This window comes from Paenibacillus sp. PsM32, from assembly GCF_030433815.1.
GTDB classification, from domain to species: Bacteria; Bacillota; Bacilli; order Paenibacillales; family Paenibacillaceae; genus Saccharibacillus; species Saccharibacillus kyungheensis.
In genome coordinates, this window is record NZ_JARUWY010000002.1 from 262,899 (window position 1) to 287,690 (window position 24,792).

A 24,792-nucleotide genomic window follows, 5' to 3' on the forward strand; every position below is an offset into this window, starting at 1 on the left:
GCATTAGCAACACTGTTGTATACGATGTGCAAGATGAAAATGAAGGATCTTTATAAAGAGAGGGTTACACTCATGTCCAAAAAAATACTAATCGCAGATGATGAAGAAAGTATTCGTAACTCGATTGCTTACGCTTTGAAACGAGAACATTTTATAGTAGAAACAGCGATAGATGGTGAAGACGCTCTTGCCAAAACAGCTATATTTCAGCCCGATGTTATCGTACTGGATGTGATGATGCCTAAGCTTGATGGATATGGGGTCTGTCGTGAACTGAATCATCGCAAAGGTATCGGTATTCTTTTGCTTACTGCCAAGTCTGATATTATCGACAAAATACTAGGTCTCGAAATGGGAGCAGATGATTATCTGTCCAAGCCTTTCGATATTCGTGAATTAATTGCTCGTATCAAAGCTTTGGCACGTCTGATGGAACGTGAAAGCACACCTACGGTCAATGATCTACCTGCTACCTTAGGATCTGTAGAAGTATACAGCAGTAGCCGTAAAGTATTGGTAGACCAGCAACCAATTGAACTTACACCTAAAGAGTTCGACTTATTGGCTTTACTGGCTAACCATCCTAATCGAGTGTATACACGTGAAGAACTATTAGAACTGGTATGGGGAATGGATTATCTAGGAGAAACGCGCACGATCGATATTCATATTCAGCGATTACGCAAAAAAATAGAACCTCATCAAGCTTTGCTCCAAACCGTCTACGGTGTTGGCTACAAAGCAGAACCGCTATCGTGAAAGATTCTCTATCCAGCCATACTTCATCGGATCGTAAAGCACCATTTTTTTGGTCACGCAGACTTAGCTTACGTTGGAAGTTTCCACTGCTTTTAGCAGGATTACTTCTATTTACTGTAAGTGTATTAAGTACGCTAGTGCTGATCGGCATTCAATCGAATCAGAAAAACCAGATCGAAAATACACTCAAACGACAAAGCGAAATCATAGGTCTTACTATACGTCAGGAATATCTAGCCGGTAATCAAAAAGACCCTCAGCAATTTATGAAGTTGCGCGCTACCGAACTTGCCGGTCAACTTGGAATATCCAGTAATATGCGTATTATTCTGTACGATGCTACAGGGCAATTAGCTGGCGATTCATTACCCGTTGCTCCTCAAGTGAATGTAAAGCAAGCTCTTGCTTATGCTTTGAAAGGTCAGATCGCTTATATTACAGCAGGTTCTTCGGTTATCTATTTGTCTCCTATTCAAGAACCAGATGGTCTGCTTGGCGTCGTTCAGCTTCATCTTTCGATTGCAGAACAACAAGCATTTTATCAAGATATTGTACAACTACTTCTTACAATAGGGGTATCGGTGTTGATTATCAGCTTTGTAGTCGGTTGGTTATATATCCGCAAGCAGATTGCCGATATTCATCGGTTGACTCAAGAGACTCATTCGATATCTCAGGGACATTATCCTCTCCCTCGCACTGTTCTTTTTACTCGTAAAGACGAATTAGGGCAACTAGGAGACGACATCGTACAGATGGGACATATGATCGCTCAAAGTGTGAACGATCTGGAAAATGAAAAACAACAACTGGAACAAGCGATTACCAAATTAACAGCGCTAGAACAATTGCAAAAAGCATTTATCGGCAATATCAGTCATGAACTCAAAACACCGATTACATCGATTCAAGCCTATGCCGATTTACTGAATATGTATGGTGACGATCCTACACTGGTGCACGAAGCAAGTGAAAGTATTGCCAAAGAAACCAAACGACTGATTGAATTGATCGAAGACTCGATTCGTTTGTCATTGTTGGAGAAATACGACTTTGAATTACAAGTAACTTCTGTGCAATTAGATGAACTGTTAAGCGATGTCGCCAAGCGTACACATGGCAAAGCATCCACTTCAGGTATTGACCTACAGGTACAGACAGTTGCTGTAACATTGACGACCGATCCCAAGCATCTGATGCATATTTTATTAAATTTGTTAGACAACGCAGTAAAATATAATCGTAATGATCATGGATGGATTACACTTTCTAATGAACTGTACGATTACAAGACGATCATTCGTATTATCAATTCCGGTGCTATTATTCCAGAAGATCAATGGGACAACGTATTCGAGCCTTATGCTACATTAAGCAGTGATCGCGCACGTACAGGTAGTGGAACAGGTCTCGGTCTTCCACTTGCCCGCCGTCTAGCAGAACGTCTACAAGGCAAGTTGTATATTGCTCAATCGAATGATTCGGGTACAGAATTTGTTTTGGAACTTCCGGTGTAACTTACTTATCGAGTACATTATTTACAACTTGGATACAATTCGATATATTTACGAAACGTCTGCTGATTATAGTAAAGACATCGATCATATAAGGGAGATGTTTTTTTGTGAACAAAATAATTTCATTTTGCGGATTCTCTCATCTCTACCGGCTAAGTATCGGCATAGGATGTATCCTATTGCTCAGTGCGTGCAGTATGTTGACGAATACAGGCGGACTACGTTCATCAGAACCACAACTGACAGTATTACCTCTAGATACTTCGATGCAAAAACAATCCGATGAAGTGATGTTAACCTCAGTAGTACCATTAAAAAATGTATATGGACGGACATGGTTATCGGATACAGAGCTGATTATCAACAAAAAAGATCGACTATATATGTATCATATCGAAAATGGTAAAGAAAATACTTTAACACCCGAGCGCACATCACCTCAATATCTTGCGCTGACGTCTCAAGATGGTCAGCATGTGTTTTTTACAGAAGGTGTAGACGGTGATCCTTATCAGATTCTAGGATATATATGGGATGTATCAACAGGCAACGTAACATCGATTGGTCAACTGGATATTACCAGTACAGTGAGTTGGGCAGATAATAAACACTTAATTACCACCAAAGTAGGCGGTGGTATGCGCTTAATCGATCTGAACGGACACTCTTCCAATGTGGTTCTGCCAGATGCAGTGCAACAACAAGACAGTCTGGATTCGGTACAAAAAGTCGGCAAAATTATTTACTATTTGAGTCCAGATACTAATGTCTATCGACTGGTACAATATGCGAATCAATCCGAGCCTACGATCACTCCGATCGCCCACGATGTTAGAGCCTTCTCGGTATCTCCAGATGGACAGCGAATCGCGATAGAACAACGTGTGTGGAATACAACTGAACCTGCCAAATTAATCATGATCGATACAGAAGGTCATGTAAAAGGCACATTAGGTCAAGGAAGCTTAATCAGCCGTAGTGTATGGTCTCCAGATAGTCGGATGCTTGCATTCTCTATCCATCAGGTGAATCAGCAAGGAATGAACGGGCTGTATATTTTCGATCAACATACGGGTAAAACAACGCCGGTTTTTGCCAAAATTCAAGATGCCAACACTTCCATGCAATGGAATCCGTCGGGTGATCACTTGTCACTGTATGATGAGAGTCGCGGAGTCATGACCTATATTATAGGAATCGAAAAATAAGCTAAAGCCAACATGATCGTAATGTATCTGTGGCTCTAGCTTATTTTTGCTTTTTTAGATCATTTTTGTCATGATAAATGTAACCTGCTTCTATTTCATCCAAACATCCTTATAATATTCTGCTTAAAGATTGTAGCTATCCTGCGTTCCAAATACAATAACACTTCTAAAGTGTCATGATTTTACTTCTACATCTGTCTTACGAAATAATTGATATTCTCCATTCAACTGCTGGATTAACAAATGATGATCTGCCGTCTGAAAGACTGGAGTGCCTTTATCTACCGCATTCGACATCAGATGTTCTGGCGGATAAATCTCTGCATCCACGCGTTGTAAAATTTCACCGACTGGCTGAATATCTGTATACTGCTTCATATCTACAGATTGTCCGCCTATATACTGTTGATCATTATAATTAATAATAGCTGCATAGGAATCCGTATGTTCCCCATTAGCATTACACCCTACAAGAAATAATGAATATCCAAGTATGCAACATGCCATAATAAATAGTCTCATGTTTCACCTCTTTGGTTCTGAATAGGTTGCTTTCTCATATGTTTTGCTTTCATTTGATTTTTCTATGCTATTTCTTTACACTACAACACAATTAGGCATATCATAATTTTGTAAGATTATAACACAAAATCCATTTAACTATCGCCAATATCTTATACATAAGGAGTACACTACAATGAGTAAGTCGTTATACCAACTTTTTCAAATCAAGCAAATTTCTTATCAGTATGATCTAAAGTTCGTCGATCAGTTGCTTCGGACTAAATATGGTGCTATCGAGGTTAGTAAAAGTACTGTAGAAGATTTAAAAAACGATCCGATGTGTGATTTTGATGCTATTTATAAATGTTATGTCATTACAGATGTAGTAGTTCTTGATTCTTTATTTACACCAGAAGAACGTTCGATACAATCAGAAATGGCAAAAGAAAATTCTAAATACCCAGCAGAAGATGATAGTTTATGGAGAGATATCCAAGAAGGTCGAATGATTCGAGTGATTGTAGACTCGGATAATGGTAACACGATGACAGGCTTTAACTTACAAGGTTTATGCGAGGTGTTGATGTATGAACTTTATGTACTTAAAGGCATTAAGCCGGAGGCTTGTACTGATCCTAATGATCCTTATTTTGCCCATTATCTGGAGTGCTTAGACAAAGCCGGTTATCTATAACTAAATACCTTATATTACAAAACAGTTCTGGATATATTCAGAACTGTTTTTCTTATAAACAATCTGGATCATTATTATTTACCTTTTCCACCTACTATGAAAGAAAAGCCCTTCAAAAATTCAAGGGCTTCTGCAATATCCTTCTATTACTCGGGTACGTTCGTACTTCCATCATCGTAAGCTTCAATATCATCGAAATACAACGTGCCTGATGTCACTGAGGAACTTTCACCTTTATTGACATAGATTGAGAACATTCGTACATCTTTCAAACTTGATTGTGTAATCACTTTATTAGCATTTGCTGTGTCCCATGGTGCTGGCTTGAAGTCGGTAAAAGGAATCTGAATCATGCCTGCTTCTGTTCCACTCAGCGAAGGATAAGCTTCAAACGAAGTGCCGTTGATGTTGATCTGAATGACTAGCTTATTATCGCTACCATCGGGCTTCATCCAGAAACGAACTGCATTAGCGCCTGACCAGTCACTATTTTGCATATTTTTGGACTCACCTGTATAGCCTTGGCTGTTCAGCGTATAGTCATATTTCAGACCGTATTTGCCACTATTTTTGCCATACGTACTGAGTGTGACTGTGTTCGGATCGCCTGCCATCACATACGCTCGATCTAGCAATTCATTGCTACCTTTATACGTTTCAAATTGATCGACTACCCATGGATCGGTTATCCCATCACTATCGCTTACATACAATTGTACTGTTTGGGTAAGCACCTGACCACCTTTGAGATCAACTTGTACAGTTAATGTGGTTCCTTCTTCTGCAAGAGAAGCATCCGGTGTCCAATCGGCAACATAATAGAATCCGTCTGCATCTTTTTTCATTTTATATTCGGTGCTACTACCCTGCACTTGATACGTCACTTTAGCAATCTTGGCTTCATTCACTCGTACTCGAATCGTTGTCGGCTTGCTCAGTGGAATCGTTGCATTGTTGATTGGTGAAACGATATGCATAAATGGTTGCTCTTTGGCTACTTTGGACTTCTGCTGATACGGGCGATCTGCCACCACTTCCTGACGGAACGCAGTATATGGGTCATTATAAAAAGCTTGGAAATCTGGTAACAGTTCATGATCGCCTAACCCATTGGGTGCATCCCGATAAGGGACAAAGATAGAATCGGTATTAAAGTTCGCCCATGTTAGCATATACGCCATCTTTTTCGCTTGAGGATCAGACTGCAATGCTTTTAACAGCTTGGTAAAAAACTGCAAATCTTTCGTACCTGTCGGCTTCACATTCGAATAGCCAAATTCGGTAAAAGCAGAAATTTTGCCTTTCTGCTCTGCAATCTCAGCGACTAATCGTGCATCTTGGACTGCTACATCGTACCATGTCGGTGTATTGCCATCATAATACGTATCAAATCCCAGAATATCGACATAATCATCCCCTGGATACGTCTCCAAATAAGTATCTTCATCCTGATTGAATGGACTACCCGGTGAGAACGCATACAAGAAATTATGCACCTTTTTCACATCGCGTAAATATTCTACTGTATACCGATAAATCTCAACATACTCTTCTTTCGTCCGATAAGGCGCACCCCACCAGAACCAACCGCCATTCTGCTCATGGAAAGGACGGAAAATCACAGGAATCGCTTGTCCGCGATCATCTTTAAGATGATGAGCAAAGTCTGCCACCTGATCGAGAAAAACATTATATACTGCATGCTTATCTCCACCCGGCAAGATATGGCTGATTACATTCCCTTGGGTATCATAAAAATCATTCCCTGTCACAAAGTTAGGCATATGCGAACTTAAGTTGAGCACACCACCTTGCTCGTAAGCCGACTTCATTACCTTAACCAGATTGTCCCGATTCTCCGTAGCTGATCCACCATATACTCCGGGCTTCTCAAATCCTTCTAGACTTAACGTATCCCATCCAAATACTCCCGGTAGATCGCCAACGGATCGTTCCACTTCAGATTGTGTTCCATCTTCGGCTGTAATCCCGATCCCTTCCGTAGTGGCATGTTGGTGACCGAATAATATGTCTTTGCCTTCGTTATTCAGTAAATACGTAAATAGCGAACGTGTAGCTTTGGTTGCGTCTGCATCTGCTAGATTCACGATCTGCGATTGAGATGTTTTACTATTGACCGCTTCTGCCTCATCTTCTGCCTGTGCCACTTGCCCTACTATTGGTGATACTGCCAGCACTATTGCCAATACCCCTATCGCCCAACGCTTCCTCATTATCACAACTCCTCTGTTGTTGGAATAACTATCTGTGTAGATAGCGCTTACAGAGTTAAATATACAAAAGTATAAGGAAGGATTATATAGGAAAATAAGGAAAAAATAGTGTTATCACAAACATACTCTTTCCCTTATTCTTGTCTGTACACTCTTTATGTAAAACTAATTATAATAATGCCAACTATACATACAACTCTAGATTTTTAAGATCAATAATAAAAGAATGACTGAGCAAGATATCTAATCCTAATAATCCTTGATGATTCTTAGGTAGAATACCAACATCTATTTCAATATTACTAATAATTTCTGAATCAATCTGAATTGAATCTACTACTTTTGTAAAAAATGGGGCGCTCCCACCTATTCCATATGCTTCATAAATAGCATCCCCATTTTCATACACTAAACCTATTTCTTCTAAAATATCAGGGCTAAATATAGTGTGAGAAGAACCTGTATCTATAATAACATTGTTAATTTGCACTGACTTCCCTCGAAATGTAACAGTGAGTGAGATAGTCATTAATTGCCCATCGTAATTAATTTTCATTCAAACGTCTCACTCTCATTAAAGGATCTTTACGCAAATGTATAATACAATCTGGATTAGCAGTATGATACACCAAATTACCTTCCCCAGCTTGAAAAAATTCTTTATTTGCATCTTCAGCCAAAACAGTGCGAATAGGAGCCACTTCATCTACGATTTTCTTGTTATCTTCTTCATGATATTGAAGGATAGATACTAATACAAATTGATCTGGAAACAGTTCCCTTACTTCCTGCCATTTCACGATAATACCCTCCCAAATAATAATAGCTATATTTTATTTTCACTTTAATTTTATCATATCCATTCAATCGTTATATACGTAATTTGATATTTCAGCATAGCTATAACGATACTATACTTATCCTTCTTCAAGCGCCTTGTATACTTTATAGTAATCCTTACCTTTAATAGCAAGTTGATCTATATGAACTGCATTTTTGATTTGATATATTTCGGTTCCGATTGTAAGTATTGTAGACATGAACTCTGTAAAAGATTCATCGGATTTATAATGATGTTGAATCGTTCCTAACTTCTCTCCGATCTGGTTATTCTTTATGGTGAGCTGTTGATCCACAACATATACACGATCACCAAATATAAATAAATCTGCATGGGGTGAATCACGGATCGTTTCTCGGGCTAAAATTTCTGTCGTGCTGATTTCTGTAATGTTGTTAGATTGTACTCCTTGCTCGGTCTGTGTGGTATTGGAACTACAACCTAGCAGTGTCGCTAATAAGGTGAGTACTATAGCTGATTTCAAATGAAGGTTCATTCCTCTCTAATCTATTATCAAATGAGTATGTAGATTCTAAACAGATATAATACTTCAAACCATACTAGATTTTGCTATTATAAACAATAAATAAAGAGCCAAAGGAGTTTACATATCTTGCACATTAGAAAAGCAACACTTCAAGATGCAGAAGATATTGCCAGAGTTCATGTAGACAGTTGGAAAACAACCTATAAAGGCATCATTCCAGACGAATTTCTTAACAATCTATCCTATACCCAGCGAAATGATCTATGGATGCAAGCCATAACACAACAAGATCACTTCGTTATAGTAGCAGAGAATTTCGAAGGTCAGATTGTCGGATTTGCAGATGGTTGGAAAAAAGAAACCAACACCGTACCTCACTCCGGTGACTTAACTTCGATCTATATACTGGAGTCTTATCAAGGTAAAGGTATGGGTAAGCAACTACTCCAATCTTTATTTAAGATATTCAAGCAATTGGGCTGGCAAAAGGTATTTGTTGAAGTGCTAGAAGATAATAAAACATGTGAATGGTATGAGTATTATGGTGCGACATTATGTAAGACTGTGACTATACAAATAGGTGGCGTGCTTCTCAATGAACGAGTCTATGAATGGAATAATATTGACGATGTGTTAGCAAGATGATGAACATAAATTGATACTAATTTAAGTAAAAAAGCCTACTCGATAATAGTCGAATAGGCTTTAGCATTGAACAGCATATAATGTAATACAACAGTAAGACTAGGCTTCAAGATCGGGTTGAATATAAAAAGGTTCCATATTGATCGTGGACAAATATTGGCGGAAGCGAGATAGTTCTTGGGCTGCTCTTTCCTTCTGTTGAAACGTACCTACCGTAAAAGCAGATTCGACCGAACCGTCTCCTACGTAAGCGGAAAGAACAGTTCCTTCGGTTGATGTTTCTAGGGTAAGGGCAACAGATTTAACGATAGTTTGCTCATCTTGGCTGATGATCCACATGGTTGGTTTCTCCTCTCGGGATATGTATAAGAGGAGTATAGAACAATTTAGTGAAAGATAGAATATGAGGCAACAAATCGTTGCATTTCATACGAGTATAGTCAACACTTTGTTGATAATTTTAAATAAGTTTGAAAATATTTCTAATCTGTTTGAGAATCATTCTTTTTTCAACAAATTTCAGATAATTTTCTTCATTTAATATCATCACAAATTTTTTCTTAGCTCTAGTTACACAAACATAATGTTTTTCGATATCATCATTATCTTGAGTTATTCTGGCAATATTATAATCTTGACTAAATCCCACAACTTGATCAAATTCTAAACCTTTTGAACCAAAAACTGTCATAACTTGGTGTCTTTCATTGTTAATAAGAAAAGCTTGTTGATAATCTGTATTCAAAATTGTATCTACAAACCTTGATATTTCGATATGGCTTATAATTATGCCTAAATAATCACTTAATTTCTTTAGAGTTTGTATAATCATATCTGAATCTAAATTAATATTTAATTTTAAAGGATTTACTATATTACTAACTTCATTTATTATATTTTTTCTTAAATCTGTAAAATGAATATCATTAAAAAAATCGTATATTGAATAACGTTCATTTTTAGAGAAATATGCTAAACTTTTAAGAAAAAGGGAATTTACTACTCCTTCATCAATGGGAGTTTTAGGAACATAAATAAAATTGTAGCCACCTCTGTTTAAACTATTAGCAATTTCTTGAGCAACATTATGGCTATTAGATATTATAGTTATTTCTTTATCTAAATCTAATATATTTTCTTTTAACATTGTTTCAAAGTTGTTTAAGATTCCTTGACCTCTTAAAAAAATTACATTCTGTACTTCTTTTTGATTTTCTATAAAATATTCTTCATCATGTAAAAAATTAGCATAATTTCGAATTTCAATATCACTTCTAAAATTGTGAAATAAATTGTAATTTTGAAAATCTTCTTCATTTAGCAATTCAAAGACATTAGACATAGCTCCTCTCCATTTATAGATGGCTTGTTTTTTATCTCCAATAATAAATAAAGTTAATCCTAATAAATTTTTTAATTGCATAAAAAATCTATGCATATCTTGATCAGAATCCTGATACTCGTCAATAAATAAAATATGATATTTTGCTTTTAAATATTGTTGAGCAGCAATTGAATTTTCTAATATATAATGAGCAAGTTTAAATTTAAAGTTCATTTTTTTATCCCAAAATGATCCTAATACATTATTATTTTTTAAGATTGTACATCCTTCCTTAATTGTTCGAAATTTAAAATTGTTAGAATATTCAATTACAAAATCAGAAGAATATTCCTCTTTAAAAAGGGCAACATCTAATAAAAAAGGTCTGATAATCTCCAATTCTATAAAACTATCATTAGTTAATACAACTACATTATTTTGCGAAAAATTAACTCTATCTCTAATTTCTTTTGTTGCTTTTATAGTAAATGTTAGTGCTGCTATTATTTTATGATCTTTGATATCTTCAGATAAAATTTTTTCGATTTTTTTTATGATTGTATAAGTTTTTCCTGATCCAGCACTTGCTGAGATAACGGTATTTCCATTATTAATTATTATGCTATCACGAATATTTTGATCACTAATATTTTCTATACTAGACATTATTTTCAGTCAACTCCTTCAATGCAAAAAATAATGAATGATTAAAAATCGCATTACAATCTTCGTCTGTCAATGCATCTATAAGAGTAATCATATTAACAAGCTTTTTATCTTGCAAAAAAGCGATTGGGTCTTTAGCAGGAAATGTTTCATGCATCCGCGTTTTTATTGCTTGATAAAGATCATGTTCTAAATCAATCTCTGATAAAAATATTTTTTCTGTATTAAAACTAGCTAATAAATCTTTTTCCTTTTTAAAAATCATTAATTTGTTATGTTTTAAAATTTCACTTTTTACTTCATTGCTAATTTTCTCTCCATCAGATAATACAGGAAAATCAATAGTTATATTATCTATGTTTGGTTTACCTATCAATTTTAAACATCTATTTATTCCTAATAAATTATAGGCTCCATTCCTTAATAATTGTAAGTCGTTATCTGTCTTTACAATCGTCTCAATTTTAAGCCCTTTTAAGGTGTCTACATAAGGTTTGAAATCTATTCCATCTACTTCAAGTATATATCCTCCATAAACTTCAAAATCTGGTTTAACAGTAGTCAAAACTTTTTCAAAAAGAATTTTTTCAGAAGGTCCTTCAACTAGTAAAACAGTATCTGCAAACAAAGCGGCTGCAAGAGAACGGTTTAATTTTCTTTTTACCTCTTTATACTTATCATCAATTATATATATATAGGATGAAGAGTTGGTTTTATTTTCAGAATATATTCTTATCAAAGATGCATTGTCCATTTCGTATAATAACTCTGAGGAGTGAGTCGTCAAGAAAAAATAATTATAGATTTTGTTACTAAAAAGTTGTTTTGAAAAAGCTATTTGCATTGATCTATGCAGGCTATTTTCAGGTTCTTCTATTAAATAAATTATTATTTTATTACCTGTACTGATTTTCATAATGTAATTTAAGAGAGAATATGAGAGCAATTTTTTCCTTCCATCACCAGAAGTAGGATATAATTCTGTATCATCTTCTCTTTTTATATATGGTATTAGATCATTAAAATAACCATTTATTGCCATTTCTGATTTTAATTCGATAGTTACTTTATCGTCTTTCAACAATTTATATTCTGATGTAATTTCTTTTTGAAATGTAGTTACTAAATCCATACTACTTATATTAGAGTTTAATTCATCACTTAATTGTTTAAGTCTATTTTCTATTTCTTTGTCATTATCAGACAACTTAATCTGATCAAATAATTTTTTTTTATGTTTAAGAAATGTTTTTTGCAAATCAATAGTTGGATCTACATACACTACTTCAAATAATTTATCTATTTCATTCCATATACCTCTTTGCGGTATTTCTTGTAATTTTTCAATATCATTTCCCCAATAAAGTTTAGATTCATTAAAATATTCTGAATTATTATACTGACCTTGAAGTTGAAAATAAAAGTCAGTTAAATTAGCACTATTCCTAGCGCCTGCTACTTTTGCTATAATGTGTTGTGTTTCAACGTTTGTGTCAAAATGCTCTAAAGAAACTGATAATGTAATTTTAATAGTTTTAGTAGTATCATTTCTAAAAAAATCAGTTTTCATAAATCCTTTATTCCTAATTTCTCTATCTAGCAAAAATCTGAGTGCATATATTAAATTAGTTTTACCAACATCATTCATACCAAAAACTACATTTTGGTTTTTCAAATCTATATTTATTTTCTCGAAATTACGAAAGTTTTCAATTTCTAATTTTTTTAACTCCATATTATTAACCTCCTTAAAATTTAATTTGCTTTCTTACTTTCCTTCACCCTCAAAATCATCTCAACCAGTTCCTCACGATCAACTAATCGAACATTATTCGACCTCGCCAAAGTCCTTGCTTGCGGAGTATACCTACTATTCGTTACAACCCAACCTGCCGAAGCTTTGTAATGCGCAATCGCTCCATACACTTCCTGCACTGCTTTCAACCCTACATTCTTGCTATACCGCTTCGCTTGTACCACAATCCGCTTGCCATCTTTGTTCAATACTAGATCTGCCCCATAATCACCTTGCGCCTGAGTCACTGTTGCATTGTATCCTTGAAGCTTGAATAGTTGACCTAAATAATGCTCGAACTGATCGCCTGACATTTTGTCGATCTCTGCTATGCCTGATCTTCTTAATTTATTGATTCTCGCCTGATTGATTGAGTAGCTAATCAGTGCAAATACAATAATGCCTAATACAATAGCAACAACACCTACTGCAATACTTTTAGCAAAATAACTAACGCCTATTCCCCCGAATATGATCAGTCCACCGATTGCATTGGCAGATTCTTGCTGTTGCTTCTTTTTGCTCTTTCTACGTGCCATGTGTAACTCTCCTTTGAGAATGATCTATACTTTTTTAGGATTTGAATCGTTGTTGCTTCTTCTGTTCTACTACATCACTTGCTTCGACAACCTTTTCCTCAAGCCACCCTGCAAATCCCTCCACCTTGCTATAACTCAAGAACAACCAATCCATCGCTCTCGTCATCCCAATATAAAATAACGATACTTCTCGCTCTGGATGTTCTTCTAGCTTGAATGGCATACTGTCGACATTGACGATAAAAACCGCTTTGAAGTCTAGTCCTTTAGAGCTGTCGAGTGTAGATAGCTTGACGGCTTCTTGGTGGCGTTCGAATGTGCGTTTGGATGCTGTATTTTCGGTGAACCAGTTGTATGGAATTTCATGCTTGGATAGTTCTTTTTTTAATACGTCTATATAAGAGTACGAATAGCGCTTTTGCACCCGATACAGGACAGCCATTTCGGCGTAAGGTACTTTTTTCTGCTCATGTAATATCTTCATCTGCTGGGCGACCCATTGTACTTCTTCTGCAAATGAAGCGCAGTGCTTGATCTGTGGCTCTATCCCTTTACGCTTGGTGCTTTGCGGTGGGATAATCTCTACCCCTTCTATACTTGTGCCTTCTTTGACCTTTTCCCCTAAGCTCGAATGGGTACGATAGAAGTCCCATGCGAAGTTGACGATCTGAGCGGTGTTGCGGTAGTTGATACTGAGAATTTTGGAGCGTCCACGGAAGTCGAGTCCGGTGTTCTGGCTCAGACTGGTTTTGCGTTTGTAAATATTTTGCGCTTTGTCTTCGACCAGTAATAACGATTGGGTCTCCGGGTTAAGCACCTTACTTAGCAATTCTAGCCATGACGGTTCGAAGTCTTGTCCTTCGTCGATCAAGATCGCATCGTATTGCGGTAAGATCGTCTCGCCACGATTGATCTTTTCCAGATAAGATTCGATCAGTTCGTCTTTGATACGCATCGTGCTCCACAGCCATTCATGGAATGTAGCAATCTGTAGGTTGGATGACTTCTCTATAGAAGGTGTAGCTGATGAATTCGTCTGACTGTTAGCAAAATCGAACAAATCTTCCGGTTCTTCGAGCATCCGATCAATCTGACTGCGAATCACTCTTGATAATGGAATGCCATAACAGAGGACAAGAATTTTCCAATGTGGATGGTCTTTGATTAACATCTTCGCTCTAGCGGCTAGAATTAAAGTCTTGCCACTACCTGCTACACCGCGTATTAATCGATTCTTATCTCCCAACTGTCTGGCAAGTGATTCCTGATGCAAGTCCATCGCTTGAATATTATGAAGCGATAGTAAGAGTTGGTCTTGATAATAAGCAGGCTCTCGATATTCTGCACTAATCCGTACTTCGGGAAATAGATGATAGCGAATCGCTTTGATATCTTCGTCCGTCAGCATCTGATTCATATGAAAAGGGGTATCGAACATATTGGTAATGCGCTCTAGTAGATGATCTGCGGTGCAATTCTCATCTTCGAGGTCTATTTCTTCTCGTGTGAGCATATATCTAGGGTCGATCACCCGATGTAGACTATGCTTGACGATATGAGTCTGCTTGAGACGGGTAAAACAACTCCATGTCCATAGCGGAACTTGAGGTTATTCGCATACACGCCACTTTGTTGTGTAAGATTCTGATCTTTTTTAAGCTTATTATTGATTCGAAAAGCATAGTCTCTTGCTTGGAGTAGCGGATTTTTGACCGTTTCTACCGATCCTGTTCCTTTTTGGGTATGTAGCTGCCATTCATGAGTATTGAGTTCGTAGAGGGTATTTTCGGTGTAGTCTTTCACTTCTAACACCAATAGTCCAAGATCCGGGCCGATAATGACGTAGTCCGGTCGTCTGCCACCGATCTCTGGTTCGTAGTAGACAATATAATCGTCTGGAAGATGTTCTTTGAGCGTTTGAAATAAAAGGCGTTCGCCTGCGGTTGCTTTTCTCGGGATGGTGTCTGGAATCGTATATGCCATAGTTGTGTTCTCCTTAGTGCAGGCAGAAGATGTACGAGTTAGAGTCCAGTTCTTCTGGAAATCTGCGATAATTTTGCTTTAAAATGAAATATTTCAAATTAACTAGGTCTTAGGTAGCGTATACATTTACCTATATCATACTTCGTTTGACTCATATTGGAAATACTTTTTTTCAAGATAATGGATTTAAACCAAAAAAGCAGGGCATCTTCCATCATAAAATGGAAAAGCCTGCTTTTATTAGGTCTGTTGGTAGCGATCTTCTTTAGTTGCTATATGCTTTAATTCTGTTTTTCTATTGGAGATACAAGTATTCTTTTTAAGCTAGTGACTCTAATCGATATACGACACATCCGTGTGGTGGAAGTTCTATTTCCCATTGTTCTTGTACGGTTAATTGTTCTGTAGGTTGCCATAGATTATGCAGATTCACCGGTACTGTTATATCTAATAAAGATAGATCCAATGTTACGGTATTCTGCTCTTCTCCTGCATTAAATAGAGCGATATAGCGGTTATGTGTTCCATCTTCCTCCGCTACCCAGATGATTCGATCTTGCTCATCCCGAGAAAGTTGATAGGCTTGACGGCTCTTATGATTCATTTCTAAAATCAGCGGATTGTTCAGCAATGACAATGTCCATTCATCGTTATCCCGTAATTCTCCTCCGAACATTAATGGCGAACGGAAAATCGACCACAGTGTCATCATAGTACGCTGTTCATCAGGTGTGAATCGTGTCCAGCGATCTGCTCCGCCTCCATCTACAGAGCGAATACCGATATGACCGAGTGGCAACATATCACAATCCGGCCAAGAACCTTCGCCTACATACGGTGACCATTTCTCACACCGTTCGAACATGGCATATAATAATGACCAGATATCCCAGAAGTCATCGGTAACACGCCACATATTCGCATGGTCTCTTAATTGTTGTTGGTATTGTAATGGCGCTGGCCCTGGAGATAGACTGAGTACCATCGGACGACCACACTGATCAATTGCGCGACGAATTAGTTCAATTTCTTCCAGATGAGTATCATACAGACGTGAAGCCGCAATATCATCGACTTTGACAAAATCGACTCCCCACTCTGCATACATTTCAAATAATGAATTGTAATATTGTTGTGCTCCTTCTTGCGAAGCATCTACCCCGTACATATCTGTATTCCAAGGACAGATAGAATTAGGATGTGCAATCTGTCTGGCGGTGATGTGTGTTCCTTTGATCGCTGTATTCTGATGCACCGCTTGTCTTGGAATACCACGCATAATATGTATACCGAACTTCAATCCTAATTGATGTACCCGATCAGCTAACAGACGGAATCCTTGACCATCTTTACTGGAAGGAAAGCGATTGACTGCTGGAATTAATCGGGAATAGTTATCCATTTCTAATGGCTCAAACTTGCGATACGCTGAGGATACAGCACCTGCTTCATACCACTGAATATCCACTACAATATATTCCCAACCATGCTCTTTGAGATGAGTAGACATATACTCGGCATTGCCTATAATTTCTTCTTCTCGTACAGCGGCTCCATAACAATCCCAACTATTCCAGCCCCGGGGTGGATATTGTGCCCATAGATGATGTTCCATATTGGATCTCCTTTAGATATATCTATTTTGGAATAATATGCTGTATTTATTTTAAACTTTTTTTGGAAACGGTTGCAATAAATAATATATATATTAACCTACATTATTTATAATTTTATAATCATTTTGCATTATTAATTCTTACAACAACGGATACACGATATTATATTTTGAAATAAAATGTATTTGATTAATTTGAAATATATAACTATTAAAACATTTATTAGTTTTTTAATTATTTATTAGCAATTTTATTTTTTTTAATCTGTAAGACCTAAATATATAGCGAATTTTGTCGATATAGGTATTACGTTATATGTTTAAACAATGATGAGGAGTGAAATAATGCGTATTAATATTCAAACTAAATTATTAGTCGGCTTTTTTAGCGTGATTCTATTACTGGTATTGGTTAGTCTTTTATCACTATTCAGTATGAATACGTTAGGATCGCAAGCCAAGCAAATTGATAGCAAATGGATGCCTAGTGTAAGCACAATGGGTATGATGAATGGTGATATCTCTGATGTACAGCGTCTAGTCCTGAACATGGCGATCGAAAATGATCCAGAACGAATTACTAAAATTAACACTACATTAGATGAATTGTTAAAACGGATCGAAACCGAACGTGTACAATACAAAGCATTGATTCAATCGGATGAAGAATCCAAATTATTTGAAACATTCAACACCAATTATGATCAATTTTTAACAACCTTTCCTGCCTTAGTTGATGCGGCTAAAGGCAATGATATGGATAAAACACGCGAATTGCATCGTGCTTCTTATGATGCCTGGTATACTGCTAATGACACAATTGCTAAATTGATTGCTTATGATAATGAACAAGCAGGTATTTTGACAGATCAATCTGTAAAATCAGCAACTTCTGCAAGCACGAACATTATTATTTTAAGTATTATCGCTGTTGTTATTGGTATCGTAATTGCTTATCTTATTGCTAGATCTATTTCCCGTCCTGTGAAACAAATTCAACAAGCGGCTGAACGTATCTCTGCTGGTGATCTAACAGGCGAAGCGATCATTATTCGTAATAAAGACGAAGTCGGTCTACTGGCTGTTGCTTTCAATCAAATGGTAGCGAATCTTCGTAGCTTGCTTGAATCTGTAGCTGCTACTTCTGAATTGGTTGCTGCTTCTTCAGAGCAATTAACAGCAAGTAGTGAGCAGAACAAACAAGCATCTGAACAAATTGCTGAGACGGTACAAGAAAGTGCTAATGGCGCTGCTACTCAAGTTGATATTGCTACCAAGTCTGCTCAAGCGATGCAAGAAATGGCGATCGGTGTAGAGCAAATTGCTGTTCGTGCACAGACAGTATCCAGTTCAGCAACCGAAGCAGCAAGCAAATCGTCTAATGGTAACAAAGCGATCCAACAAGCAGTCAATCAAATGGATTCGATTCAGACTTCGCTACACTCGTTAGGTTCTGTCGTGAAAGAATTAGGAAGTCGTTCACAAGAAATTGGAAATATCACTAAAGTCATTACAGGTATTGCTACACAGACCAACCTACTTGCTTTGAATGCTTCCATTGAAGCGGCTCGTGCAGGTGAAGCAGGTCGAGGATTCGCTGTCGTTGCTGATGAAGTCGGTAAATTAGCAGAACAATCTTCTCAATCGGCGAAGCAAATTATTGAACTGGTTACATTTATCCAGAAAGATACAACCGATGCCATTGATGCGGTAGAATTGAATAATCTTGAATTTGATAAAGGATTGGCTTCTGTATCGATTGCAGGTGAAGCATTCCGCGATATTTTACAGGCTGTCAATCAAGTTGCTGGTGATATTGAAGAAGTCTCCGCAGGCGCAGAACAATTATCAGCAAGCACGACTGAGATTGTCCAGTACTCCAAACAGATCAATCATATCGCTCAAGAATCTTCTGAAGGTATGCTAAGTGTATCTGCGGCTACGCAAGAACAATTAGCTTCTATGGAAGAGATTACATCGTCATCGTCTTCTCTAGCACAGACAGCAGAACAACTTCATAACGAAGTTAGCGCATTTAAAGTGTAATATTTTAGCTTACTTGTGTTACTAGCTTTATAACAAATAGACAATACCCCTTATCCTTTTATGATCAGAAGATCGCATATAAAGGATAAGGGGTATTTTGGTATATCATTGTGTACCATGTGTAAAGATAATAACTTGAATTTACATTTTGATCTTTTTCGTTTTTTTACCATGATCATCTAGAGTAGAGAGCTTTCCTTCTGCTCGCTCCATTTCTATAATCTTTTCCGCCAAAATCTTACTGGAGTTCGCCAGTACTGCCATTTTGAGCGAAAGATTACTTAACATTTCTTGTTCTGTCGTAGTCGTCTGACCGAGCAATCTGCTTTCGGCTTTGGCTTGTTCCATCGTATAACTGGATGCTTGCTCTTGTTCTGTCACAAAGTGATCATACACTTCAGCAAATGTTTTGGTCTGTAATTGAAATTCGATAATACCTTGTATGACTGCTAAAGGTAATACAGGTTTGAGGGTACACAGCATCATCAAGTAAGCAATATGCGTACGGGAATAGCGCTTTTTGATCGTAGGTGGAATAATGCCCTGTTTGACATAATTGTTGATCATAGAGGGTGAGATTAACTTGCCTGCACTCTCCCCGGGGAATTTGTGAAAATGCTTTTCTAATAAAGCGACGACCTGATCCATATATAAATCAATGTCAGGAATCTGCTCCCATCTGGGAAACTTATAAGCCACTTTCTCTTTACCCCATGCCTCTAATTCTTGAGCTAGTTTGTCTTCCATTATGTATTCCTCCTTGAGCTGAGCATGTATGATAAGATTCATTGTCTGTAATTTGTGTTTATGATTGTATATAGTTATAATAACTATATCATAAAGTTATTAGTTTTATATGTTAAAATTTTAATAAAATGAATATAGCATTTTTAGTATATTCTATCTCTGTGTAAAGAAAGAGTGGTTTGGATGAAATCAATTGCTTGGGTGACAGATAGTACAGCTATGATCGATACTGATTTTGCAGCAGAACATCATATTTATATTGTACCTTTACGTCTGATTGTGAACAATGAAGCGTACAAAGAAAATGTTGAAATTACAGCAGAACAATTTTATGAGAAAATGCGTCAAAACGAAAGTGTAGGTAGCTCACAGCCACCGATTGGCGAATTTATGGAATTATACGAATCTATTAAAGATAAATATGACGATATTATCGTGATTCATTGTTCTTCTGAATTAAGTGGTACGTATCACACTTCACTACAAGCGGCTGAAATCACTGAAACTTCTGTGATCGGGATTGATTCCAAAGTCGGCGCTTTTCCTTTACGTGAAATGGTTATGCAAGGAGTCAAATGGCAACAACAAGGCGATACGGCTCTGGAGATCAAAGCCAAAATCGATATGATTATTGAAAATATGGACTTTTATCTGATTCCAGCAAGTCTTTCTCAATTGCATCGTAGTGGACGGGTATCCGGTACTCAATTGGTGATCAGTCAGTTACTACGTATCCACCTCCTATTGCGTTTTGTAGAAGGTAAAATTATTGTAGAAGACAAAATTCGTACTTTCAAAAAAGCCAAACACAAACTGATGGATATTCTCAAAAAAGATATCGATCTGGTCAAAAGTGTATGTATTATGCACGCTAATAATATTGAAGAAGCATTTCAAATGGAGAAAGAAATCAGTGTATTTGCTCCGCTACTCAAAATTGAAATTGCTCCCTTTATTCCTGTTGTCGGTGTTCATGCTGGTGAAGGTACAATGGCATTAGCATGGATTCGTCAAAATTAAATACTATTTAACACATTCATTCTATATATAAAGGATTACCTATAGATCTCATCAAAAAGCAACTTGTAGCTATATGCTACAGGTTGCTTTTTTGTTGTCTGAAATCATCGGGTGGCATTTATAAATATCGAATCAGATGATCTAAAAATGAATAATGACTCTGACCATATCTTTTTTTGACTATTCTTCACAATTACAGCTTCTACCTGTGATTTATTAAATTGAAATGTAAGCATTTGCAATTAGAACCTTAAGAACTATATCTTAAGCACTAAAATTTACAAAATTGTCTAATATATAAAAAGAAATTGTCGATATAGATAAAGTTGAATGCGTTACACATTACATATTGGGGGACAATATTATGAAACGTTTGCGTGTTGGTAAAGTCAAAATGAGTATACAGACCAAATTGTTAACTGGCTTTCTGAGTGTGATTCTTTTGTTAGTCATAGTAAGTTTACTTGCTCTAACAAGTACACGAAGTATGGGTAATCAAGCAGTCGATGTAAATACAAAATGGATGCCAAGTGTTACTTTATTAGGAACACTTAACGGGGATGTGTCCGATCTAGAACGTCTATTGCTCAATATTATTGTAGAAAATAATCAAGATGAAGTTGCCAAGCTTAATCAAGATTACGAGACATTACTGAAAAAAATTCAAACAGAACGTACTGCTTATGAAAAGTTAATCGAAAGCGATGATGAACAACGACTGTATCAACGCTTCTCTACACAATATGAAGCGTATATTAAAGTTTCACCTAACGTGCTTAATGCAGGTCTGAATAATGATTTGAATAAAGCGATTGCTTTGCACCGTAATGCGTATGCTTTCTGGTATACGGCTAATTCTACTATTGCAGAATTGGTAGCTTATGATAACAAACAAGCTACTCAACTTACAGATGAATCGGTAAGTACATCGCAGACAGCAAGTTTTAACATTATTTTGTTAAGTGTAATCGCTATTATTGTTGCTTTGGCTATTGCTTTCCTTATTGCTCGTTCGATCTCCAAGCCTGCTAGATCACTACAAAAAGCAGCTGAACAAATTGCTGCCGGTGATCTGACTGGATCTGATTTGATTATCAAAAACAAAGATGAAATCGGTTCATTAGCGGTGTCATTTAATGATATGAAGCACAATTTGCGTCAGGTGATCGAATCGGTCGCTTCTACCTCCGAGTTGGTCGCTGCTTCTTCAGAACAATTAACAGCAAGTAGTGAACAAAATAAACAAGCGGCTGAACAAATCGCGGAAACGGTACAAGAAAATGCAGTCGGTACAGCCAAACAAGTCGATATTGCCAACAAGTCTTCTCAAGCGATGCAAGAAATGGCGATCGGTGTAGAACAAATTGCGGTTCGTGCACAGACAGTATCTAACTCTGCTGTCGATGCGGCAAGCAAATCTTCGGATGGGAATCATGCTATCCAACAAGCGGTATCACAAATGGATTCGATTCAACAATCGCTACATTCTCTAGGTTCTGTAGTAAAAGAATTAGGTAGTCGCTCTCAAGAGATTGGTAATATTACCAAAGTAATCACTGGCATCTCTTCGCAAACGAATCTATTGGCGCTGAACGCTTCGATTGAAGCCGCTCGTGCAGGCGAAGCAGGTCGAGGATTCGCTGTCGTTGCTGATGAAGTCGGCAAATTAGCAGAACAATCTTCCCAATCAGCGAAGCAAATTATTGAATTGGTCGCTTTTATTCAAAAAGATACATTAAATGCGATTGAAGCGGTTGATTTAAACAATCGTGAATTTGATAAAGGGATGGCTTCTGTCGCAATTGCAGGGACTGCTTTCCAGGATATTTTACAAGCAGTTAATCAAGTAGCAAGTGATATTGAAGAAGTATCTGCTGGTGCAGAACAAATGTCTGCAAGCACGACTGAAATTGTAGAGTACTCCAGACAGATTTCTCATATCGCTCAAGAATCGGCTGCTGGTATGTTAAATGTATCTGCTGCTACACAAGAGCAGTTAGCATCGATGGAAGAAATTAATGCCTCCTCTTCTTCGCTAGCAGAGACGGCTGAACAGTTACACAGCGAAATGAATGAGTTCAAAATTTAACTCGGGACAAACTGTACCTGCACTACGCTAAAATAGATATTCCAACCTATAGATCAAAAAGCCCACATTACTCTAAAATGAAAAGGATTGCTTTTCTTTAAAGAGCTGGCGGGCTTTTTGATGTCTACTTGTATTGGCTATTCGTAGTAAGATAAAATAAAGAATATCTATAGTTAGAGGTTAGCAGAAAAAAGTAACAAAAGTAGCTTTACCACCGATATATACAATAAGCACTTAGCAGACCAGAAATTTAAAAATAAGGACAGTACATTTTATAATTATGCGTTATAACTAAGCAACTTCGTCAATTATTCTGAATCAGGAGGAATGGTAGCTATGAGCACATCCAAAAAAGATTCTTCTCAACCATCTAACTCTCGCCTACATACAGAACAACCTTCTCTATCTCAAATGTCTCATACCTCTACTCTTACAGACGAGGAAGATGTACTAGAAGCCAAACGAATGCAATCACGTTTTCCCTGGTTGGATGCTCGCTTATTAGTCGTTGTGGGCTTTACTTCGGTAGTTATGCTGATCCTATTGATCGTTCCGATGCCTACGCAAAGCACGTATACCACTGCTAATTCATGGGGCAAATTAGAACCTTTTCACCAGTATCAAAGTGATGTTATCCAGAACCTGAGCTTAATATCTGCTATCAAGCACAACTATATCCAATACGTAAATGAGAGCGCTGAAAAAGACGGATATATCGTTACTGTCAATGCTGTGACCGCTGATGAAAATCAATTGATTCTCCTTTATACCGCCAAAAGCTTAAATGGACAAGAAATATACGGGATGAACAGTGTCAAATTAAGCAGTATCGCTACAGGCAAGCCTCTGGGTCATTCACGCAATAATGGAACTCATGACGCTGATAGTGAAAATGTATTTCGTGGCACAACCACTATTCGCTTGAAATCAAGAGAACCTTTCCCGCAAGAAATTGCCGCCAAATTCCAAATTGCTTCTGTAGATGATGGTAGATTAAGCGATCCAGTAACCAATACTAGCACAGAAGATATGCATTATTCTCCTACCCTGCTGATTCATTTCTCATTAGCCGGTCAATTCAAACGACCTGAGACTGAAATTGTCTATCCGAACCATATTATTCAATTAGGAGATCACAAAGTTGCTCTGACCAGAGTAGAAATGTCTCCTTTAGAGATGCGTGTTCGCTTTACATCAGATCAGCCCTTTGAACCGTATAACACCAAAAAATCATGGGTAGAAGCGACAGGCATTATTGCAGGTGAAGGCGATCAAGCAGTGCTGTTACGGGCGTTAAATCGAAAAATGGCTTTCGATGATCCGAACAGTTATGAATATATCTTTTACAGCAATTTACTCGATCAACCCAAAACACTGCAATTGCAAGTCGTTATCCGAGAAGCTGATAATATTGGAGATACTCAGCTTATACAAATCAAATAAGCATCAAATTATGTAACTGCTGGCGGTGTCCAGCGGTTACTTTCGCTTGTCTGCGGATAATCGATTCCATGTGGATAAGACAGTAATTCTATCAATGTTCCCCACGGCGCACGTCCATACACAAATAAATGCCCTTCTCCCTTTTCCTCATTAGGTAATGGATTAGGAGAAGACAGCAAAATGCCACCCGCCGATTCAAAATGACGGATAGCTGCTGGCATATCATCTACATATAACGCTATATGTTGAATACCATAATCTACTGCTAATGCGGGAGAGCGCTGTTCTGTATTTTCAAATTGGAACATCTCGATACTTGCCCCCTGACCGATCTGAATCAGTCGCATATGACGCACTTTAGCGCCTTGTGGCAATCCTAACTTCTGCTCAGTCTCTGCGCCTTCTTGAGCAGGCTGTTGAGGGGTGAGCGTATCATAACAAATCGAAGCTCCAAATGCTTGCTTAAAAAACCGAGTCGCTTCTTCGATATCGGGAACGGTTAGACCGATATGATCGATACCTCGTATAGATCGATAATCTTGATGTGTATATTGAGATGATGCAGACATATGTATCCTTCCTTTCTAAATAACAACAGATTGGATATGATGCGTATGTCTTTTTTTACACTTGTTT

21 protein-coding genes and 1 pseudogene are annotated in these 24,792 nt (G+C 37.2%); 9 read left to right on the top strand and 13 right to left on the bottom strand.

From position 1 onward, the window contains the following. The first annotated feature begins 72 nt into the window (after positions 1 to 72). From QCD85_RS07015 to QCD85_RS07025, 3 genes are all read left to right on the top strand, one after another. Complete coding sequence (locus QCD85_RS07015; RefSeq protein WP_273612713.1) at positions 73 to 759, top strand: response regulator transcription factor; 687 nt, start codon at positions 73 to 75, stop codon at positions 757 to 759. Beyond that, complete coding sequence (locus QCD85_RS07020; RefSeq protein ID WP_301262098.1) at positions 756 to 2,276, top strand: sensor histidine kinase; 1,521 nt, start codon at positions 756 to 758, stop codon at positions 2,274 to 2,276. Before QCD85_RS07015 ends, QCD85_RS07020 begins: the two co-directional genes overlap by 4 nt. A 107-nt stretch (positions 2,277 to 2,383) precedes the next feature. Continuing rightward, positions 2,384 to 3,484, top strand: coding sequence for a WD40 repeat domain-containing protein (locus QCD85_RS07025; protein WP_301262099.1), 1,101 nt, complete (start codon positions 2,384 to 2,386; stop codon positions 3,482 to 3,484). A 174-nt stretch (positions 3,485 to 3,658) separates the two neighbouring features. Here the strand turns inward: QCD85_RS07025 and QCD85_RS07030 are convergent, their stop codons facing one another. After that, positions 3,659 to 4,006 (bottom strand): hypothetical protein, encoded by a 348-nt coding sequence (locus QCD85_RS07030; protein ID WP_301262100.1) that lies wholly within the window; start codon positions 4,004 to 4,006, stop codon positions 3,659 to 3,661. Positions 4,007 to 4,181: 175 nt separating this feature from the next. Between QCD85_RS07030 and QCD85_RS07035 the strand changes: the two genes are divergently transcribed. After that, positions 4,182 to 4,682 carry a hypothetical protein gene (locus QCD85_RS07035; protein WP_301262101.1) on the top strand — a complete coding sequence of 167 codons (501 nt, stop codon included), beginning with the start codon at positions 4,182 to 4,184 and terminating at the stop codon, positions 4,680 to 4,682. 146 nt (positions 4,683 to 4,828) lie between these two features. Here QCD85_RS07035 and QCD85_RS07040 read toward each other — a convergent pair whose 3' ends face one another. The 4 genes from QCD85_RS07040 to QCD85_RS07055 form a co-directional block, all read right to left on the bottom strand. After that, entirely contained in the window at positions 4,829 to 6,916 is a 2,088-nt protein-coding gene (locus QCD85_RS07040; protein ID WP_301262102.1) for a glycosyl hydrolase, read from the bottom strand. Positions 6,917 to 7,100: 184 nt separating this feature from the next. Next, a complete protein-coding gene (locus QCD85_RS07045) occupies positions 7,101 to 7,472 on the bottom strand; it encodes a retropepsin-like aspartic protease (protein ID WP_301262103.1) in 372 nt (123 codons plus the stop codon). After that, a complete protein-coding gene (locus tag QCD85_RS07050) occupies positions 7,462 to 7,716 on the bottom strand; it encodes a hypothetical protein (protein ID WP_204823674.1) in 255 nt (84 codons plus the stop codon). Before QCD85_RS07050 ends, QCD85_RS07045 begins: the two co-directional genes overlap by 11 nt. Before the next feature lie 117 nt (positions 7,717 to 7,833). Continuing rightward, a complete protein-coding gene (locus QCD85_RS07055; protein ID WP_301262104.1) occupies positions 7,834 to 8,241 on the bottom strand; it encodes a hypothetical protein in 408 nt (135 codons plus the stop codon). A 129-nt stretch (positions 8,242 to 8,370) separates the two neighbouring features. Here QCD85_RS07055 and QCD85_RS07060 point away from each other — a divergent pair, with 129 nt between their 5' ends. Beyond that, positions 8,371 to 8,889, top strand: a complete 519-nt coding sequence (locus QCD85_RS07060) for a GNAT family N-acetyltransferase (RefSeq protein ID WP_301262105.1) — start codon at positions 8,371 to 8,373, stop codon at positions 8,887 to 8,889. Positions 8,890 to 8,988: 99 nt separating this feature from the next. On the opposite strand, the gene QCD85_RS07065 is transcribed toward QCD85_RS07060, so the two are convergent. The 6 genes and pseudogenes from QCD85_RS07065 to QCD85_RS07090 all read right to left on the bottom strand — a co-directional run bounded on the left by QCD85_RS07065 (position 8,989) and on the right by QCD85_RS07090 (position 16,811). After that, positions 8,989 to 9,228 carry a hypothetical protein gene (locus tag QCD85_RS07065; protein WP_274172523.1) on the bottom strand — a complete coding sequence of 80 codons (240 nt, stop codon included), beginning with the start codon at positions 9,226 to 9,228 and terminating at the stop codon, positions 8,989 to 8,991. Between the two features lie 121 nt (positions 9,229 to 9,349). Beyond that, positions 9,350 to 10,879, bottom strand: coding sequence for a UvrD-helicase domain-containing protein (locus QCD85_RS07070; protein WP_301262106.1), 1,530 nt, complete (start codon positions 10,877 to 10,879; stop codon positions 9,350 to 9,352). Beyond that, on the bottom strand, positions 10,872 to 12,614 hold the full coding sequence (locus tag QCD85_RS07075; RefSeq protein WP_301262107.1) for an ATP-dependent nuclease: 1,743 nt from the start codon (positions 12,612 to 12,614) through the stop codon (positions 10,872 to 10,874). The genes QCD85_RS07070 and QCD85_RS07075 overlap by 8 nt, the downstream gene beginning before the upstream one ends. A 20-nt stretch (positions 12,615 to 12,634) precedes the next feature. Next, the gene (locus QCD85_RS07080; RefSeq protein WP_301262108.1) at positions 12,635 to 13,213 is read right to left on the bottom strand and encodes a restriction endonuclease; all 579 of its coding nucleotides are present in this window, start codon (positions 13,211 to 13,213) and stop codon (positions 12,635 to 12,637) included. A gap of 34 nt (positions 13,214 to 13,247) precedes the next feature. Further along, a pseudogene (locus QCD85_RS07085) lies at positions 13,248 to 15,196 on the bottom strand (3'-5' exonuclease). Positions 15,197 to 15,515: 319 nt separating this feature from the next. Continuing rightward, positions 15,516 to 16,811, bottom strand: coding sequence for an alpha-galactosidase (locus tag QCD85_RS07090; protein ID WP_301262109.1), 1,296 nt, complete (start codon positions 16,809 to 16,811; stop codon positions 15,516 to 15,518). A 345-nt stretch (positions 16,812 to 17,156) separates the two neighbouring features. Between QCD85_RS07090 and QCD85_RS07095 the strand changes: the two genes are divergently transcribed. Continuing rightward, on the top strand, positions 17,157 to 18,857 hold the full coding sequence (locus QCD85_RS07095) for a methyl-accepting chemotaxis protein (RefSeq protein WP_301262110.1): 1,701 nt from the start codon (positions 17,157 to 17,159) through the stop codon (positions 18,855 to 18,857). A gap of 141 nt (positions 18,858 to 18,998) precedes the next feature. Here QCD85_RS07095 and QCD85_RS07100 read toward each other — a convergent pair whose 3' ends face one another. After that, a complete protein-coding gene (locus tag QCD85_RS07100; RefSeq protein ID WP_273612728.1) occupies positions 18,999 to 19,604 on the bottom strand; it encodes a DUF1836 domain-containing protein in 606 nt (201 codons plus the stop codon). Positions 19,605 to 19,787: 183 nt separating this feature from the next. On the opposite strand from QCD85_RS07100, the gene QCD85_RS07105 reads away from it, so the two are divergent. From QCD85_RS07105 to QCD85_RS07115, 3 genes are all read left to right on the top strand, one after another. After that, on the top strand, positions 19,788 to 20,624 hold the full coding sequence (locus QCD85_RS07105; RefSeq protein ID WP_273612729.1) for a DegV family protein: 837 nt from the start codon (positions 19,788 to 19,790) through the stop codon (positions 20,622 to 20,624). Positions 20,625 to 20,988: 364 nt separating this feature from the next. Next, positions 20,989 to 22,713 (top strand): methyl-accepting chemotaxis protein, encoded by a 1,725-nt coding sequence (locus QCD85_RS07110; RefSeq protein WP_301262111.1) that lies wholly within the window; start codon positions 20,989 to 20,991, stop codon positions 22,711 to 22,713. A 336-nt stretch (positions 22,714 to 23,049) separates the two neighbouring features. Beyond that, complete coding sequence (locus QCD85_RS07115) at positions 23,050 to 24,156, top strand: DUF4179 domain-containing protein (RefSeq protein WP_301262112.1); 1,107 nt, start codon at positions 23,050 to 23,052, stop codon at positions 24,154 to 24,156. A gap of 8 nt (positions 24,157 to 24,164) precedes the next feature. Here QCD85_RS07115 and QCD85_RS07120 read toward each other — a convergent pair whose 3' ends face one another. Then, the gene (locus QCD85_RS07120) at positions 24,165 to 24,725 is read right to left on the bottom strand and encodes a VOC family protein (RefSeq protein ID WP_273612732.1); all 561 of its coding nucleotides are present in this window, start codon (positions 24,723 to 24,725) and stop codon (positions 24,165 to 24,167) included. Positions 24,726 to 24,792: the final 67 nt, after the last annotated feature.

Bases quoted from the DNA above. Each gene is read 5' to 3' on its own strand.
- QCD85_RS07015 (WP_273612713.1), top strand. From the start codon at position 73: ATGTCCAAAAAAATACTAATCGCAGATGATGAAGAAAGTATTCGTAAC.
- QCD85_RS07030 (WP_301262100.1), bottom strand. From the start codon at position 4,006: ATGAGACTATTTATTATGGCATGTTGCATACTTGGATATTCATTATTT.
- QCD85_RS07035 (WP_301262101.1), top strand. From the start codon at position 4,182: ATGAGTAAGTCGTTATACCAACTTTTTCAAATCAAGCAAATTTCTTAT.
- QCD85_RS07040 (WP_301262102.1), bottom strand. From the start codon at position 6,916: ATGAGGAAGCGTTGGGCGATAGGGGTATTGGCAATAGTGCTGGCAGTA.
- QCD85_RS07045 (WP_301262103.1), bottom strand. From the start codon at position 7,472: ATGAAAATTAATTACGATGGGCAATTAATGACTATCTCACTCACTGTT.
- QCD85_RS07065 (WP_274172523.1), bottom strand. From the start codon at position 9,228: ATGTGGATCATCAGCCAAGATGAGCAAACTATCGTTAAATCTGTTGCC.
- QCD85_RS07070 (WP_301262106.1), bottom strand. From the start codon at position 10,879: ATGTCTAGTATAGAAAATATTAGTGATCAAAATATTCGTGATAGCATA.
- QCD85_RS07075 (WP_301262107.1), bottom strand. From the start codon at position 12,614: ATGGAGTTAAAAAAATTAGAAATTGAAAACTTTCGTAATTTCGAGAAA.
- QCD85_RS07080 (WP_301262108.1), bottom strand. From the start codon at position 13,213: ATGGCACGTAGAAAGAGCAAAAAGAAGCAACAGCAAGAATCTGCCAAT.
- QCD85_RS07090 (WP_301262109.1), bottom strand. From the start codon at position 16,811: ATGGAACATCATCTATGGGCACAATATCCACCCCGGGGCTGGAATAGT.
- QCD85_RS07095 (WP_301262110.1), top strand. From the start codon at position 17,157: ATGCGTATTAATATTCAAACTAAATTATTAGTCGGCTTTTTTAGCGTG.
- QCD85_RS07100 (WP_273612728.1), bottom strand. From the start codon at position 19,604: ATGGAAGACAAACTAGCTCAAGAATTAGAGGCATGGGGTAAAGAGAAA.
- QCD85_RS07105 (WP_273612729.1), top strand. From the start codon at position 19,788: ATGAAATCAATTGCTTGGGTGACAGATAGTACAGCTATGATCGATACT.
- QCD85_RS07110 (WP_301262111.1), top strand. From the start codon at position 20,989: ATGAAACGTTTGCGTGTTGGTAAAGTCAAAATGAGTATACAGACCAAA.
- QCD85_RS07115 (WP_301262112.1), top strand. From the start codon at position 23,050: ATGAGCACATCCAAAAAAGATTCTTCTCAACCATCTAACTCTCGCCTA.
- QCD85_RS07120 (WP_273612732.1), bottom strand. From the start codon at position 24,725: ATGTCTGCATCATCTCAATATACACATCAAGATTATCGATCTATACGA.